Source organism: Enterobacter cloacae complex sp. 302F9 (assembly GCF_050030335.1).
In the GTDB taxonomy this organism is placed as follows: domain Bacteria; phylum Pseudomonadota; class Gammaproteobacteria; order Enterobacterales; family Enterobacteriaceae; genus Enterobacter; species Enterobacter hormaechei_C.
This window is the reverse complement of record NZ_JBLGUC010000001.1, coordinates 2,521,769-2,538,637: the sequence shown is the minus strand read 5'-3', so window position 1 is coordinate 2,538,637 and position 16,869 is coordinate 2,521,769. Positions and strand designations below refer to the sequence as shown.

Annotated in this window: 15 protein-coding genes; 14 read left to right on the top strand and 1 reads right to left on the bottom strand. The window is 53.9% G+C overall.

What is annotated here, in order from left to right:
* Position 1: 1 nt before the first annotated feature.
* From pspD to ACQG0T_RS12265, 12 genes are all read left to right on the top strand, one after another.
* Positions 2-226: a phage shock protein PspD gene (gene pspD, locus ACQG0T_RS12320; protein WP_033486864.1), complete on the top strand. Its 225-nt coding sequence runs from the start codon at positions 2-4 to the stop codon at positions 224-226.
* A 195-nt stretch (positions 227-421) separates the two neighbouring features.
* A complete protein-coding gene (locus ACQG0T_RS12315; RefSeq protein ID WP_271040288.1) occupies positions 422-2,116 on the top strand; it encodes a sugar phosphorylase in 1,695 nt (564 codons plus the stop codon).
* A 13-nt stretch (positions 2,117-2,129) separates the two neighbouring features.
* On the top strand, positions 2,130-3,422 hold the full coding sequence (locus tag ACQG0T_RS12310; RefSeq protein WP_271040287.1) for an ABC transporter substrate-binding protein: 1,293 nt from the start codon (positions 2,130-2,132) through the stop codon (positions 3,420-3,422).
* 21 nt (positions 3,423-3,443) lie between these two features.
* Positions 3,444-4,325 carry a carbohydrate ABC transporter permease gene (locus tag ACQG0T_RS12305; RefSeq protein WP_003856862.1) on the top strand — a complete coding sequence of 294 codons (882 nt, stop codon included), beginning with the start codon at positions 3,444-3,446 and terminating at the stop codon, positions 4,323-4,325.
* Positions 4,312-5,154 (top strand): carbohydrate ABC transporter permease, encoded by an 843-nt coding sequence (locus ACQG0T_RS12300; protein ID WP_015570402.1) that lies wholly within the window; start codon positions 4,312-4,314, stop codon positions 5,152-5,154. Before ACQG0T_RS12305 ends, ACQG0T_RS12300 begins: the two co-directional genes overlap by 14 nt.
* A gap of 28 nt (positions 5,155-5,182) precedes the next feature.
* Positions 5,183-6,235, top strand: coding sequence for a zinc-dependent alcohol dehydrogenase (locus ACQG0T_RS12295; RefSeq protein WP_015570403.1), 1,053 nt, complete (start codon positions 5,183-5,185; stop codon positions 6,233-6,235).
* Between the two features lie 17 nt (positions 6,236-6,252).
* Positions 6,253-7,041 carry a sugar phosphate isomerase/epimerase family protein gene (locus tag ACQG0T_RS12290; RefSeq protein ID WP_017383087.1) on the top strand — a complete coding sequence of 263 codons (789 nt, stop codon included), beginning with the start codon at positions 6,253-6,255 and terminating at the stop codon, positions 7,039-7,041.
* Positions 7,042-7,052: 11 nt separating this feature from the next.
* Positions 7,053-8,111 carry a Gfo/Idh/MocA family protein gene (locus ACQG0T_RS12285; protein ID WP_271040286.1) on the top strand — a complete coding sequence of 353 codons (1,059 nt, stop codon included), beginning with the start codon at positions 7,053-7,055 and terminating at the stop codon, positions 8,109-8,111.
* Positions 8,105-10,384, top strand: a complete 2,280-nt coding sequence (locus ACQG0T_RS12280) for a glycoside hydrolase family 65 protein (RefSeq protein WP_271040285.1) — start codon at positions 8,105-8,107, stop codon at positions 10,382-10,384. Before ACQG0T_RS12285 ends, ACQG0T_RS12280 begins: the two co-directional genes overlap by 7 nt.
* Positions 10,374-11,039: a beta-phosphoglucomutase gene (gene pgmB / locus ACQG0T_RS12275; RefSeq protein WP_022648295.1), complete on the top strand. Its 666-nt coding sequence runs from the start codon at positions 10,374-10,376 to the stop codon at positions 11,037-11,039. The genes ACQG0T_RS12280 and pgmB overlap by 11 nt, the downstream gene beginning before the upstream one ends.
* Before the next feature lie 13 nt (positions 11,040-11,052).
* On the top strand, positions 11,053-12,135 hold the full coding sequence (locus ACQG0T_RS12270) for an ABC transporter ATP-binding protein (RefSeq protein ID WP_032619600.1): 1,083 nt from the start codon (positions 11,053-11,055) through the stop codon (positions 12,133-12,135).
* Positions 12,136-12,200: 65 nt separating this feature from the next.
* A complete protein-coding gene (locus tag ACQG0T_RS12265; protein WP_271040284.1) occupies positions 12,201-13,115 on the top strand; it encodes an OmpG family monomeric porin in 915 nt (304 codons plus the stop codon).
* Positions 13,116-13,148: 33 nt separating this feature from the next.
* On the opposite strand, the gene ACQG0T_RS12260 is transcribed toward ACQG0T_RS12265, so the two are convergent.
* Positions 13,149-14,159, bottom strand: a complete 1,011-nt coding sequence (locus ACQG0T_RS12260; protein WP_271040283.1) for a LacI family DNA-binding transcriptional regulator — start codon at positions 14,157-14,159, stop codon at positions 13,149-13,151.
* Positions 14,160-14,314: 155 nt separating this feature from the next.
* On the opposite strand from ACQG0T_RS12260, the gene ACQG0T_RS12255 reads away from it, so the two are divergent.
* Together ACQG0T_RS12255 and ACQG0T_RS12250 are read left to right on the top strand one after the other, a co-directional pair.
* Entirely contained in the window at positions 14,315-15,712 is a 1,398-nt protein-coding gene (locus tag ACQG0T_RS12255) for a YcjX family protein (RefSeq protein WP_271040282.1), read from the top strand.
* A complete protein-coding gene (locus tag ACQG0T_RS12250; RefSeq protein ID WP_271040281.1) occupies positions 15,709-16,761 on the top strand; it encodes a YcjF family protein in 1,053 nt (350 codons plus the stop codon). The genes ACQG0T_RS12255 and ACQG0T_RS12250 overlap by 4 nt, the downstream gene beginning before the upstream one ends.
* Positions 16,762-16,869 lie beyond the last annotated feature (108 nt).

Sequence of the window (16,869 nt, the reverse complement as noted above, 5' to 3'; positions counted from 1 at the left end):
CATGAAACAAAACTGGCAACAGGCCGGTCAAAAGGTAAAACCCGGCCTGAAAATCGCAGGTAAACTGGTTCTGATGACGGCGTTACGTTATGGCCCGGCCGGTGTGGCGGGTTGGGCGATCAAGTCTGTTGCCCGCAAGCCGGTCAGAATGTTGCTGGCGGTCGCTCTGGAGCCGCTGTTACAGAAGCTGGCAAAACGCGTTTCCCGGCGCTACCTGTCACGCTAGTTCCTCCCGCATAAGCCCTTTCTCGCCCAGAGAAGGGGCATGACTTTCCCTTCTGCGTTTCTTCTGCTTTTCTGCTTTCTTTGCGGCAGCTCACAATAATGCGTTGCGCTGCGCTGAGATTGCTGCTTTCTGCCCCCGGGTCCGTTGACAGATATTTTACATGGGAGTAGATTGCCAATCCGTGGGACCGATACCATGGAAAATAATGTGAACGCAAAAATTAAAAAACTTATCAATCATATTTACGGTGAATCATTTTCAGATGCAAACCTTGACGTGTTATTAACTAAGCTTGAAAGGGCGGCGGTTAATATTACGGAAAAGCGTAAGTCAGGCTGGGATGAAAAAGACGTTGTGCTGATTACCTATGCCGATCAGTTCTCCGCGAAAGGGGAGAAAGCGTTGCCGGTATTTACCCGGTTCTATAATGAATGGCTTTCTCGCACGTTTTCTCATGTCCATCTGTTACCGTTTTATCCGTGGTCGTCGGATGATGGATTTTCCGTTATTGATTATCACGAAGTTGCACCTGAAACCGGAACCTGGCGAGATATCGCGGAATTAAAACAGTCTGCCAGCTTAATGTTTGACTTCGTTTGCAACCATATGTCAGCGAAAAGCGAATGGTTTGCTAATTATCTGGCGCAGAAGCCGGGCTACGAAGATTTCTTTATTTCTGTCGATCCCGAAACCGATTTATCGGCGGTGACGCGTCCCCGCGCATTACCGCTGCTGACGCCGTTCACGCTTAATGATGGCAGCGTTCGTCATCTGTGGACCACATTCAGCGATGACCAGATCGATCTCAATTTCGCCTCGCCGCAGGTGCTGATTGCCATGGTTGACGTTCTGCTCCATTACCTCATGGAAGGCGCGCGTTATATCCGTCTGGATGCGGTCGGGTTTATGTGGAAGATCCCGGGAACCACCTGTATCCATCTGGAACAAACCCATTGCCTTATCCAGCTGTTCCGCGCCATTACGGACGCCGTGGCGCCTGGCACGGTGATCATCACTGAGACAAATGTTCCCCACAAAGACAATATCTCTTACTTCGGTGATGGTGAAAATGAAGCCCAGATGGTCTATCAGTTTTCCTTACCACCGCTGGTGCTGCACGCCGTTCATCGTCAGGATGTTAAAGCCCTGTGCCGGTGGGCGGGCTCGCTGGCGCTGCCTTCAACTTACACCACCTGGTTTAATTTCCTGGCTTCACATGATGGTATCGGATTGAACCCGTTACGCGGCATCCTTCCGGAATCAGAGATCCTTTCGCTGGTCGAAAAGCTTCAGCAGGAAGGCGCGCTGGTCAACTGGAAAAATAATCCTGACGGAACGCGAAGCCCCTATGAAATTAATGTCACCTATCTTGATGCGTTGAGTTTGCGAGACAGCTCAGATGATGAGCGCATTGCGCGGTTCATCCTGGCGCATGCTGTGTTGTTAAGTTTTCCTGGCGTACCGGCTGTATATATTCAAAGCATTCTTGGTTCGCGTAACGATTATGAAGGTGTCGAGCGTCTCGGATATAATCGCGCGATAAACAGGAAGAAATACACCGCAGGTCAGGTTGATCGGGAGCTTAATAATAAGAGTATTCGTTATCAAATTTATTCTCGTTTGAGTGAGCTTATTGCTATTCGTCGCGGCGAGCGTGCGTTCCATCCGGATAGTCAGGCTATTTTTGACGCAATCGGTGAACATATTCTTAAAATTGTTCGTGTTGCTGAAAATGGTGAGCGAATGACAGCATTATTTAATTTTAGCAATAAAATGCAGACCGTTTATGGACAAACGCTCTTTGGTAGGGAATTACTCTCAGGACAAGAAATTAGCGGTACGGAACTGACCCTCAATCCATGGCAGGTAATGTGGATTAAAGAAAACTAAAAAGGACCCTAAAATGAAAATGCCCAAAATTGTGCTGTTATCAGCACTGGTTTCGTGCGCCCTGTTATCAGGCTGTAAGGACGATAAAGCATCTCAGGTCACCATTGAGTTTATGCACTCGTCGGTAGAACAGGAGCGTCAGGCAGTTATTACGAAACTGATCGAAAAATTCGAGAAAGAAAACCAGACTATTACGGTGAAACAGGTCCCCGTTGAGGAAGATGCCTATAACACCAAGGTCATTACGTTGGCCCGTACCGGCGCGCTGCCGGAAGTGATTGAAGTCAGCCATGACTACGCCAAAGTCATGGATAAAGAGCAACTGCTGGACCGTGACGCGATCGGCAACGCGATTAACGCCGTCGGTGAAGATACCTTTTACGACGGTATTTTACGCGTTGTTCGCACCGAAGACGGCAAGGCATGGACGGGGGTGCCGGTTAGCGCGTGGCTGTCCGGCGTCTGGTATCACAAAGATGCGCTCGCGGCAGCGGGAATCGAAGAACCGCACAACTGGGAGCAACTGCTGAAAGCCAGTCAGGCGCTCAACGATCCGGCGAAAAAACATTACGGTATCGCGCTTCCAACCGCAGAAAGCGTCATGACGGAGCAGGCCTTCTCGCAGTTTGCTTTGTCAGGCGGAGCCAACGTCTTTGATGCAAACGGCAACGTGAAAATCGATACCCCTGAAATGTCGAAAGCGCTGGCGTTTTATCGGGCACTGGCCGCGAACACCATGCCGGGCTCCAATGATGTCATGGAGATCAAAGACGCCTTCATGAACGGCTCTGCGCCGATGGCCGTTTACTCCACCTATATCCTGCCCGCGGTCTACAAAGATGGCAATCCGGCCAACCTGGGGTTCGTGGTCCCGACGGAAAAATCATCAGCCGTGTACGGCATGATCACCTCGTTGACGATCACGACCGGCCAGACCGAAGAGGAAACGCAGGCGGCAGAAAAGTTTGTGACCTGGATGGAGCAGGCTCAAAACGCGTCTGACTGGGTGATGATGTCCCCTGGCGCGGCGCTGCCGGTGAACAAACTCGTGGTGGGCACTGAGAGCTGGAAAAACAACGACGTGATCAAAGCCTTTGGCCAACTGCCTTACGAGCTGATTGCGCAGTTCCCGAACGTCCAGGTATTTGGCGCCGTGGGCGATAAAAACTTTACCCGCATGGGAGACGTTACCGGCTCCGGCATTATCAGTTCCATGGTGCATAACGTGACGGTGGGACAAAAAGATCTCAATGCGACGTTAAGCAACAGCCAGAAGAAACTGACTGACCTGATATCACAACGATAGGAGCGCTTTGCGAAGGGAATTATGAAGACGTTGTTTTCTGGTCGTTCAGATATGCCTTTCGCCATGCTGCTGTTGGCCCCCAGCCTGATTTTGCTGGGGGGCCTGGTGGCCTGGCCAATGATTTCCAACATTGAAATCAGTTTTTTACGTTTACCGCTGAACCCGCGTATTGATGCGGTGTTTGTCGGCCTGGATAACTACATTCGCATTCTGGGCGATGCTGCGTTCTGGCACTCCCTGTGGATGACGTTCTGGTACACGGCGCTGGTCGTGCTCGGCAGCACCGGGCTGGGGCTGGCCGTAGCGATCTTCTTTAACCGTGAATTCCGCATGCGGAAAACGGCACGTTCACTGGTGATTCTGTCCTACGTGACGCCGTCTATTTCACTGGTATTTGCCTGGAAATATATGTTCAACAACGGCTACGGGATTGTGAACTACCTGGGCGTTGATCTGCTGCATCTCTACGATCAGGCGCCGCTGTGGTTCGATAATCCTGGCAGCAGTTTTGTCCTGGTTGTGCTGTTCGCCATCTGGCGTTACTTCCCGTACGCCTTTATCTCGTTCCTCGCGATTTTGCAGACCATTGATAAATCATTGTACGAAGCGGCAGAGATGGACGGAGCAAATGCCTGGCAGCGTTTTCGTATCGTGACGTTGCCCGCCATCATGCCGGTGCTGGCCACGGTGGTCACGCTGCGAACCATCTGGATGTTCTACATGTTTGCGGATGTGTATCTGCTCACCACCAAGGTCGACATTCTGGGCGTATATCTCTACAAAACCGCCTTTGCGTTCAATGACCTGGGTAAAGCAGCCGCCATTTCCGTTGTGCTGTTTGTGATCATCTTCGCGGTCATTCTGCTGACCAGAAAAAGGGTAAACCTCAATGGCAACAAATAAACGCGTTCTGGGCCGTATCGGTTTTTATCTGGGACTGGCGCTATTTCTGATTATCACGCTGTTTCCGTTTTTTGTGATGTTGATGACGTCGTTCAAAAGTGCGAAAGAGGCGATCTCGCTGCACCCGACCATTCTGCCGCAGGAGTGGACGCTACAGCACTACATCGACATCTTTAACCCGCTGATTTTCCCGTTTGTGGATTACTTCCGTAACAGTATGGTGGTGTCGCTGACCTCCTCGGTCATTGCGGTGTTTCTCGGCACGCTGGGCGCGTATGCGTTATCCAAACTGCGCTTTAAAGGGCGCACGACGATCAATGCGAGCTTCTACACCGTCTATATGTTCTCCGGGATCCTGCTGGTGGTGCCGCTGTTCAAAATCATCACCGCGCTCGGCATTTATGACACCGAACTGGCGCTGATCATCACCATGGTGACGCAGACGTTGCCTACCGCGGTCTTTATGCTGCGCAGCTATTTCGACACCATCCCGGACGAAATCGAAGAAGCCGCGATGATGGACGGCCTGAACCGCCTGCAAATCATCTTCCGCATCACCGTGCCGCTGGCGATCTCGGGTCTGGTGTCGGTCTTTGTCTACTGCTTCATGGTGGCGTGGAATGACTATCTGTTCGCCTCCATTTTCCTGTCCAGCGCCAGCAACTTCACGTTGCCGGTCGGGCTGAACACGCTCTTCAGTACGCCAGATTACATCTGGGGTCGCATGATGGCTGCATCGCTGGTAACGGCACTTCCGGTCGTCATTATGTATGCCCTGTCTGAACGTTTCATTAAAAGTGGTTTGACCGCCGGCGGCGTGAAGGGCTGAGGCGGCCGATTTTAACAAGGAGTCAGTCATGAAAAAATTAGTTGCGACAGCGCCTCGTGTAGCGGCGCTGGTGGAATACGAAGATCGTCCTGTTGCAGCACACGAGGTGAAGATTCGTGCCCGTTATGGCGCCCCGAAACACGGTACTGAAGTCGTGGATTTCCGCGCGGCAAGCCCGTTCATCGATGAAGAGTTCAACGCTGAGTGGCAGATGTTTACCCCGCGTGAAGAAGGTGCAGCGCGCGGTATCGAATTTGGTAAATTCCAGCTGGGGAACATGATCGTCGGCGACATCATCGAATGTGGTGCGGACGTGACGGAATACCAGATCGGCGACAGCGTCTGCTGCTACGGCCCGTTGCAGGAAACGGTCATCGTTAACGCGGTGAACAACTATAAGCTGCGCAAAATGCCGCAGGGCGCATCCTGGAAAAACGCCGTTTGTTACGATCCGGCGCAGTTCGCCATGAGCGGCGTGCGTGATGCTAACGTCCGCGTAGGGGATTTCGTCGTGGTTGTGGGGCTGGGCGCGATTGGCCAGATTGCGATTCAGCTGGCGAAAAAAGCCGGCGCGTCAGTGGTTATTGGTGTCGATCCTATCGAACACCGCTGTGAGATCGCCCGCCGTCACGGTGCAGACCACTGCCTGAACCCAATCGGTACCGATGTCGGTCTGGAAATTAAGAAACTGACCGGCAAGCAGGGCGCAGATGTGATCATCGAAACCAGCGGATTCGCAGATGCGCTGCAATCTGCGCTGCGCGGTCTCGCCTACGGCGGCACCATCTCCTATGTGGCTTTCGCCAAGCCGTTCGCGGCGGGCTTCAACCTTGGTCGCGAAGCACACTTCAATAACGCCAAAATTGTCTTCTCCCGCGCATGCAGTGAACCCAACCCGGATTATCCGCGCTGGAGCCGCAAGCGTATTGAAGAGACCTGCTGGGAATTGCTGATGAACGGTTATCTCAATTGCGAAGATCTGATCGACCCGGTCGTCACCTTCACCACCAGCCCGGAAAGCTATATGAAGTATGTCGATCAGCACCCGGAACTCAGTATCAAAATGGGCGTCACTTTTTAAGCTAAGGACAGCAAATCATGAAAATCGCAACACAAAACCAGGCCTTTTTCCCGACCGCTATCATGGAAAAATTCGAATACATCAAAGCGATGGGATTTGATGGCTACGAAATCGATGGCCGACTGCTGGTGGAAAATCTCGACGAAGTAAAAGCGGCTATCAAAGCCACCGGCCTGCCGGTCACGACGGCCTGTGGCGGATACGATGGCTGGATCGGGGATTTTATCGAAGAACGCCGCCTGAACGGTCTACAGCAGATTGAACGCATTCTGGAAGCGCTGGCAGAAGTGGGCGGCAAGGGGATTATCGTTCCGGCTGCGTGGGGGATGTTTACCTTCCGTCTGCCGCCAATGACTTCGCCACGTAGCCTGGACGGCGATCGCAAAGCGGTCAGCGCTTCCCTGCGCTGGCTGGATGAGGTGGCAGCGCGCACCGGTACTACCGTCTACCTGGAGCCGCTGAACCGCTATCAGGATCATATGATCAACACCCTGGCCGATGCGCGTCGTTATATCGAAGAGAACGGCCTGAAGCACGTGCAGATCATCGGTGATTTCTACCACATGAATATTGAAGAAGACTCCCTGACGGAAGCGCTGCATCACAACCGCGACCTGCTGGGTCATGTGCACATTGCTGATAACCACCGCTATCAGCCGGGCAGCGGCAGCCTCGATTTCGCCAGCCTGTTCGATCAGCTGCGTGCCGATAACTATCAGGGTTATGTCGTGTACGAGTGCCGGGTGCGTGCCGACGATCCGGCTCAGGCCTATAAGGACTCTCTCACTTACTTGCGTGAATGCTAAGGATGACGAGCGTGATGAGTGCTTCTACACCTTTGCCTCTGCGCGTCGCCATCATTGGCGCCGGGCAGGTTGCAGACAAAGTGCATGCCTCGTATTACGCCACGCGCAGTGATGTTCAAATGGTGGCTGTCATGGACAGCCGCCTTGAGCAGGCACAGGCGTTCGCGGAACGTTATGCTATTCCATCGGCATGGCAGGACGCTCACGAGATGTTGCAGGAAGTAAAACCGGATGTGGTGAGCGTCTGTTCGCCTAACCGGTTCCATTTTGAACATGTGATGGCGGCTCTCGAAGCAGGCTGTCATGTGATGTGTGAAAAGCCGCCGGCGATGACGCCGCACCAGGCGGATGAGATGCGTCTCGCGGCGCGCAAGGCCGGAAAAGTCCTCGCGTACGATTTTCACCATCGCTTTGCCCTGGATACCCAGCTCCTGCGCGATGCGGTTATGAACGGAACGCTCGGTGAAATTTACTTCACCTCCGCGCAGGCGCTGCGTCGCTGCGGTGTGCCGGGGTGGGGCGTGTTCACCAATAAATCGCTTCAGGGCGGCGGGCCGCTGATCGATATCGGCATTCATATGCTGGATGCCGCGATGTATGTGCTGGGCTTCCCGGCCGTGAAGCGGGTAACCGCGCACAGCTTCCGGAGACTGGGGAACCGGAAACACACCGGCCAGTTTGGCGAATGGGATCCTGCGCAGTTTACCGTGGAAGATGCCCTGTTTGGCACGATTGAGTTCTGCAACGGTGGCATTCTGCGTCTGGACACCTCTTTTGCGCTTAATATCCGCGAGCAGTCGATCATGAACGTCTCTTTCTGCGGTGAGAAGGCGGGTGCAACGCTGTTCCCGGCACACATTTATAACGACGAAGCCGGTGTTTTGCAGACGCTGACCCAGCGTGAAGAAGCTGACGATCGGAGACATCTGCGCAGTATGGACGCGTTTGTTCGCCACGTATTGGGCGAGCCGGTCATGATTGCCGATGCGGAGCAGGGGCTGGTGATCCAGCAATTAGTCGCGGCGTTATATGAAGCCGCGGAAACAGGGGAAAGCGTGACGTTATGCTGAACCAGTCTGTATTAACCGATCCGGGCTTTTGCCCGCATAGCCTGAATAAGTACGCGTCCATTATGGCCTGCGGCAATGGCTACATGGGCATTCGCGCCACGCATGAAGAAGATTACACCCAGCAGACCAGAGGCATGTATCTCGCCGGGCTGTATCATCGCGCGGGACGCAACGAAACCACTGAGCTGATCAATCTGCCGGATGTCACCGGGATTGATATTGAGCTGGACGGCGTCAATTTCACGCTCCTTTCAGGCGAAATTCTTGAGTGGCAACGCGAGCTGGCCTTTGCTAACGGCGAACTGCATCGTAACGTTGTCTGGCGTTCGCCGGACGGAAAACGCTATCGCCTCGAGAGCCGTCGTTTTGTTTCGCTGGACCAGTTGCCCTTAGTGGCAATGCAGCTCTCGATCACACCGCTTGACGGCGCCGCTCAGGCCGTGCTGAAAACCGGCATAGATGCGACACAAACGAACAGCGGCAGGCAGCATCTGGATGAAATCTCGGTCAGGGTCTTTGACCAGCACTACATGCAGGGTGTGTATGAAACGCAGGACCGGGCGTCTGAAGTTGTTGTTTCGGCGTTTTGTCAGCTCTCCGCTAAGAGCGACAGTTGTTTCACCGCCAAAAATCGTCGCCTCAGCGTTCATCATTCTCTGACTATCTCGCAAGGTGACACTGTCACGCTTGAAAAAATCGTCTGGCTGACGCATCGCTGCGATAAATCGCTCTCGCAGGAGTCTTTCGCCCGCAACGCGCTGGCCGATCTCAAAGTCTGCGCGGCAAGAGGCTACGATGCGTTGCTTGAGAGCTCAGCGTACGCCTGGGAAGCGGTCTGGCGTGATGCTCGGGTGGAAGTGACTTGTGCAGAACAGCAGGATCAGCTGGCGCTGGATTACGCCGTCTGGCATCTGACGACAATGACGCCTGCTCATGATGAGCGAAGCAGTATTGCGGCTAAAGGGCTGACGGGTGAGGGGTATAAGGGACACGTCTTCTGGGATACCGAAATTTTCCTGCTGCCGTTCCATCTGTTTACCCGTCCACAGATTGCCCGCAGTCTGCTGCGCTATCGCTGGCTCAATCTTTCGGGCGCGCGTGAAAAAGCACGCCGTAACGGTTGGCCGGGCGCGTTGTTCCCGTGGGAAAGCGCCGCCAGCGGACAGGAAGAGACGCCAGAATTCGCGGCCATTAACATCCGCACCGGGGTTCGCCAGAAGGTCGCCTCCGCACTCGCTGAACACCACATCGTGGCAGATATTGCCTGGGCCGTTGTCGCTTACTGGCAGGCAACACACGACGATGCCTTTATGCGCAATGAGGGCCTGACGCTGCTGATGGAAACCGCTTCGTTCTGGATGGGACGCGCGACGGAAATTAATGGTCGTCTTGAGATCCATGACGTAATTGGACCGGATGAATACACCGAGCATGTCAACAACAACGCCTACACCAACTATCTGGCCTGGCACAACGTTGCCTGCGCGCGTCAGTTTATGGCGATGTTTGGGCGTGAAGATGCGCGTTTTACGGAGAATGCCGGGACGTTTCTGGCGCGCCTGTGGCTGCCAGAGGCCGACGCAGAGGGTGTGATCCCGCAGGATGATACCTTCATGGCAAAACCTGCCATCGATCTGAGCCGCTATAAAGCCAAAGCGGGTAAGCAAACCATTCTGCTTGATTACTCTCGCGCGGAAGTGAACGAGATGCAGATCCTGAAGCAGGCCGACGTGGTGATGCTTAACTACCTGCTGCCGGAACGGTTTACGCCGCAGCAATGTGCCGCCAATCTGGCGTTCTACGAGCCACGCACGATCCATGATTCATCCCTGAGTAAAGCCATTCACGGCATTGTGCTCGCACGCTGCGGTGACACTGACGGGGCGTATGCCTTCTGGCGCGATGGTATCGCCATTGACCTGGGAGACGACCCGCACAGCAGCGATGATGGTATTCATGCCGCCGCCACCGGTGCGATCTGGTTGGGCGCCATTCAGGGATTTGCTGGCCTGCACATTAGCGAAGGGGAGCTGCATCTTGCGCCGAAGCTGCCTGTTCACTGGCAGAAACTCGCCTTCCCGCTGCGGTGGCGGGACGCAACAATGCACGTTACCTGTGAAGATGACCAGTTAACCATTGAAACCACCGCACCTGTCACGTTGACGCTGTGGGGTAAAACGCTGTACGTATCAGGGCGAAAGGTCTGTGAGCGTAAGGACTTTCTTGCATCTGTTAGTGGGACCGCTACCACGGAGGGGCGCCATGACGCTTAACGCTGTTGTATTCGATCTGGACGGGGTGATCACCGATACCGCGCATCTTCACTTTCTGGCCTGGCGCGCCGTGGCGGAGGAGATTGGTATCACCTTCGACGAAGTATTTAACGAACAGCTGAAGGGAATAAGCCGTATGGACTCCCTCCAGCGCATTCTGAAACATGGCGGGAAAGAGGGGATGTTCAGTGACGAGCAGCGCCTGGCGCTGGCGACGAAAAAAAACGCGCTTTACGTCCAGTCGCTGGCATCACTGACGCAGGATTCGCTGCTGCCGGGTATCCGCGACGTGCTGGCGGATATTCGCGCCGCGAAGGTCAAAATTGGCCTGGCATCCGTATCGCTTAATGCTCCTGGGATTTTGCACGCGTTGGGTATTCATCAGGCTTTTGATTTTTGCGCCGATGCTTCGCGCATTTGCCGCTCAAAGCCGGACCCGGAAATCTTCCTTGCGGCCTGTAAAGGACTGAACGTACGTCCTGAAGAGGCCATTGGTATCGAAGATGCCGCCGCAGGGGTAGATGCGATCAACGCCGCAGGCATGCTGTCGGTCGGGATTGGGCCTGGCCTGAACCATGCGGGATTACAACTTCATTCAACGCAGGAACTGACCTGGGAACGCCTCACGGCGTTCTGGGCATCCCGGGCGTATTGATAAGGAATTAATAATGGCTCAACTGTCTCTGAAACACATTCAGAAAATCTATGATAACCAGGTCCACGTGGTTAAGGATTTCAACCTCGAAATCGAAGACAAAGAATTTATTGTCTTCGTCGGTCCATCGGGCTGTGGGAAATCCACGACGCTGCGAATGATTGCCGGCCTTGAGGAGATCAGCGCGGGTGAACTGATTATTGACGGGGTTTGCATGAATGATGTTCCCGCCAAGTCCCGTGATATCGCGATGGTCTTCCAGAACTATGCGCTCTATCCGCATATGACGGTCTACGACAACATGGCGTTTGGCCTGAAAATGCAAAAAATTGCGCCCTCCGTCATTGAAGAACGCGTTACCTGGGCGGCACAGATCCTGGGCTTGCGCGACTATCTCCAGCGTAAACCTGGCGCGTTGTCCGGCGGTCAGCGCCAGCGCGTGGCGTTAGGCAGGGCGATAGTGCGCGAAGCGGGGGTCTTCCTGATGGATGAGCCTTTATCCAACCTCGATGCCAAACTTCGTGTGCAGATGCGCGCTGAAATCAGCAAGCTGCACCAGAAGCTTAATACCACCATGATTTACGTGACGCACGATCAGACGGAAGCCATGACGATGGCGACCCGCATCGTGATTTTAAAGGACGGCATCATTCAGCAGGTGGGCGCGCCGAAGCAGGTCTACAACGAGCCGGCGAATATGTTCGTTGCAGGGTTTATTGGTTCGCCTGCGATGAACTTCATTCGTGGCGCGATCGACGACCGCTACTTTGTGACGGAAACGCTGCGCCTGGAGATCCCGGAGGACAAGCTGGCCGTACTGAATGCGCAAGGTTACCAGCGTAAAGCGGTTGTCTTTGGGATCCGTCCGGAAGACATTCTCACCGCACAGCGAAGCGGTGAAAACATCACGGCGAAGATCAGCGTTGCTGAGCTGACCGGGGCTGAATTTATGCTTTATGCCACCGTGGGTGGGCATGAACTGGTTGTCCGTGCGGGAGCGGCAGATGATTACGTTGCCGGAGATAATATCGGCATCCAGTTCGATATGAATAAGTGCCATTTCTTCGATGCTGATACTGAAACAGCTATTAGATAAGAAAGGTATTCGCCGGAAATGAAAGTTTCCGGTTTTTTGTGTGTTAATTATAAAGGAATATTTTAATGAGTACTCTACTAAGAAGTGCTGCGCTCGTTCTGTGCGCAGGGGTGAGCTGCGCGCAAGCAACTGAATCAGCCAAACAGTGGGAATTTAATATTGGCGCCATGTATGAAATTGAAAACGTCGAAGGTCAGGCCGACGATAAAGATGGATTATATGAACCCTCCGTATGGTTTAATGCCACATGGGATGCATGGACCATTTCGCTGGCTATATATCAGGAAGGGCCGGTTGATTACAGTAGCATGACGCGCGGCACCTATTTCGATCGACCTGAAGTAGAATTACGCTATCGTTTTATCGGCACCGATGATTTTACGTTCGGCCTGACCGGTGGCTTCCGTAATTATGGCTATCACTTTAAGGATGAGCATGGTGCTAAAGACGGTAGTGCTAATATGCAGCGCTATAAAGTTCAGCCTGACTGGGATATTAAACTAACCGACGACTGGCGTTTTGGCGGCTGGTTTGCCATGTATCAGTTTGCCAACGATCTGGAAAAAACCGGCTATTCTGACAGCCGCGTCGAGACCGAAACCGGTTTTACCTGGACAATTAACGAAACGGTCTCGGCAAAAGTTAATTACTATTTAGAGCGCGGTTTTAATATGGACGGTTCACGTAATAACGGTGAATTCTCCACTCAGGAAATTCGCGCCTATCTGCCGATTTCATTGGGTCAGACGACGCTAACGCCTTATACCCGTCTGGGACTCGATCGCTGGTCAAACTGGGACTGGCAAGACGATCCTGAGCGTGAAGGACATGATTTCAACCGTTTGGGTATGCTGTACGCCTATGATTTTAACAATGGTTTATCCATGACGCTGGAATATGCCTACGAATGGGAAAACCATGACGAAGGGGAAAGTGACCGCTTCCACTATGCCGGTATCGGCGTGAATTACGCGTTTTGATAACACTTCACCAGGGGCGTTTGCCCCTGGTTTTTAGCGTAATGAAGCCGCATCTGAAAAATGCGTTTCAACCAATATCTTATGCGGGGCAGGTTTACCCGCTATGCACCTGAACAACACATCGCAGCTCTCTTCGCCCAGCTTTCTGGTGGGGATATCAAAGCCGCCAGGAGCAGGGGTTAAAATGAGAGATAGCATTGGGTCACTGTATCCTGCCATTGCGACCTGTTCCGGGATCGTCAGGTTTAGCGCATCCGCGGCACGATAAAGACTCAGCAATTTCATACTGTCTGTCGCAAAAACCGCATCGGGCGGGTTGTCTGAAGAGAGTAGCTGACAGGCCGCCTGAAGCGCGCTTTCATGGGTATACCCGCCATCAATAACCCAGTCCGGGTTAATCGCAATACTCTGCTTCTCAAGGCTCGATTTATAGCCCGCCAGGCGATCGATAGAAACGTGATAATCGAGCGGGGCATGCAGGCAGGCAATTTTAGTGCGACCATGTTTGATAAATGAGTCGGTTAATATGGCGCTGTCGCGGAAATTATCCGTGTCGACAGAATAGATATTCTGGTAATTGCCTTCCACTTTACCAATAACGACCACGGGCACGCCATATTCGTCCAGCGTCGCGAAAAAAGACTCGTTCGCCGGCGAGCTTAGCATGATGATCCCCTTGATCATCTTCTGCTTTATTTTACCTACGCATTTTTGCAGATCATCTTCGCTGCTTTTGGACGTTTGTAAAATAACATCAAAACCCTCTTCTTCTGCTTTTGCCGTAATGGCATGTAGTACATCAGAGAAAAACGGATTGCCTGCGGTGGTTTTGGTTGAACGGGTCGAAATAACCATAATGGCGTCGAAGCCAGAAGAGGTGAGTGCGCGGGCAAGTTTATTCGGTTGATAATTTAATTCTTCTATCGCCTTCAACACCTTTTCGCGCGCTTCAGGAGAAATATTCGTTTGTTTATTCAGAACGCGCGACACGGTTGATTTCGAAACGCCAGCAACGCGGGCAATATCATAGATGGTGGGTGACATACACCTTACTCACTCCAGACGGACAGCAATTGCGCCCATCTTACTGGAGAGAAAACGGCAATAGCAATAATTAAGAATTGATAATCAACGATCTGCCCCAATTTACTGTATTCTGAAGTGACTTTTTTCAGGGTTCCAGGCAATGAAGGACGGCGATGAAGCGACTTAAAAACGAATTCAATTCTCTGGTGAACCGTGGCGTTGATCGCCATCTGCGTCTTGCCGTGACGGGGCTGAGCCGCAGCGGTAAGACAGCATTCATTACGGCGATGGTCAATCAGCTGTTGAACCTGCATGCAGGGGCGCGCCTGCCACTGCTTAGCGCAGTGCGCGAGGAGCGGTTGCTTGGGGTGAAACGCGTACCGCAACGTGATTTTGGCATACCCCGTTTCACCTATGATGAAGGTCTGGCGCAGTTACACGGGGAGCCTCCCGCCTGGCCCACCCCGACGCGTGGCGTGAGCGAAATCCGTCTTGCGCTTCGTTTCCGCTCGAATGAATCCCTGATGCGTCACTTCAAAGAAACGTCCACGCTCTATCTCGAAATTGTGGATTACCCGGGAGAATGGCTGCTCGATTTACCGATGCTGGCGCAGGATTACCTGAGCTGGTCCCGACAGATGACCGGTCTGTTGCAGGGGCAGCGGGCAGAGTGGTCGACCAAATGGCGCCAGCTTTGCGAAGGACTGGATCCGCTGGCACCGGCGGATGAAAACCGTCTGGCCGTCATAGCCGAAGCCTGGACGGATTACCTGCATCAGTGCAAGCAGGAGGGGTTGCATTTTATTCAGCCGGGCCGCTTTGTTCTGCCGGGTGATTTAGCCGGTGCTCCCGCGCTACAGTTTTTCCCGTGGCCGGACGTTGACAGCATCGGTGAATCGAAACTGGCGCAGGCGGACAAGACCACCAACGCCGGTATGCTCCGCGAGCGATACAATTATTACTGTGAGAAGGTGGTTAAGGGCTTTTATAAAAATCACTTTTTACGCTTTGACCGCCAGATCGTGCTGGTGGACTGCCTGCAACCGCTCAACAGCGGGCCGCAGGCGTTCAATGATATGCGGCTGGCGCTGACGCAGCTGATGCAAAGCTTTCATTATGGCCAGCGTACGCTGTTTCGCCGTTTGTTCTCGCCGGTCATCGACAAGCTGCTGTTTGCCGCCACAAAAGCTGACCATGTGACGGTCGATCAGCACGCCAACATGGTATCCCTGCTGCAACAGCTGGTGCAGGATGCCTGGCAGAATGCGGCCTTCGAAGGGATCAGCATGGACTGTCTGGGGCTGGCGTCCGTACAAGCTACGCAGAGTGGGTTGATTGACCTGAATGGCGAGAAAATTCCGGCCCTGCGGGGCAACCGTCTCAGCGACGGTGCGCCGCTCACGGTCTATCCGGGGGAAGTTCCGGCGCGTCTGCCGGGCCAGGCTTTCTGGCAAAGCCAGGGTTTTCAGTTCGAAGCCTTCCGTCCGCAGAGTATGAACGTTGACCAGTCATTGCCGCATATCCGTCTGGATGCCGCGCTGGAGTTTTTAATTGGAGATAAATTGCGATGACGGAACCGTTAAAACCACGCATTGATTTTACCGGCCAGCTTGAGCAGTCCCCGCATGAGGCGTTTAAAACGGCGCAAACCTTCAGCGGGCCGCAGGCCGACAACTTTGCTCCCGTGCTGGCAGACGAACCGATGGTTGAAGAGGGGCAGGCGGAAGCGGTGGTTGATGCGGCACTGCGCCCGAAACGCAGCCTGTGGCGCAAGATGGTGACCGCCGGGTTAGCCCTTTTTGGTGTGAGCGTAATCGGTCAGGGCGTGCAGTGGGGCGTCAATGCCTGGCAAACGCAGGACTGGGTGGCGCTGGGGGGATGCGCCGCCGGGGCGTTGATTGTTGGTGCGGGCGTTGGCTCAGTCGTCACCGAGTGGCGTCGCCTCTGGCGTTTGCGTCAGCGTGCCCACGAACGCGATGAAGCGCGGGATCTGCTGCACGGTCACGGCACAGGAAAAGGGCGTGCTTTTTGTGAAAAGCTTGCGGCTCAGGCCGGGATTGATCACTCTCACCCGGCGCTTCAGCGCTGGTCTGCGGCGATCCACGAAACCCAGAATGACCAGGAAGTGGTCACGCTCTATGCCCACATTGTTCAGCCGGTGCTGGATGCGCAGGCTCGTCGTGAGATCAGCCGATCGGCGGCGGAATCTACCCTGATGATCGCCGTCAGTCCGCTGGCGATGGTGGACATGGCCTTTATCGCCTGGCGCAACCTGCGTCTGATCAACCGCATCGCCAGACTGTATGGCATCGAGCTTGGCTATTACAGCCGGCTGCGCCTGTTCAAACTGGTATTGCTGAATATCGCCTTCGCCGGGGCAAGCGAACTGGTACGGGAGGTCGGGATGGACTGGATGTCGCAGGATCTTGCGGCCCGTCTCTCTGCCCGGGCGGCGCAGGGGATTGGTGCCGGTCTGCTGACGGCACGCCTGGGCATCAAAGCGATGGAGGTTTGTCGTCCACTCCCCTGGATCGATGGCGATAAGCCGCGGCTGGGGGATTTCCGTCGCGAATTGATTGGCCAGCTTAAAGAGACGCTCAATAAAAAACCTGCTCAGTGAGGTTTTGTTTACTAATCGTGCGGGCTGTCAATATTTGTTGACAGCCACCTTCCCGAATACCGTGATCTGACATATCATTTTACTGTTATTGGCTTAAACGGTGAATTT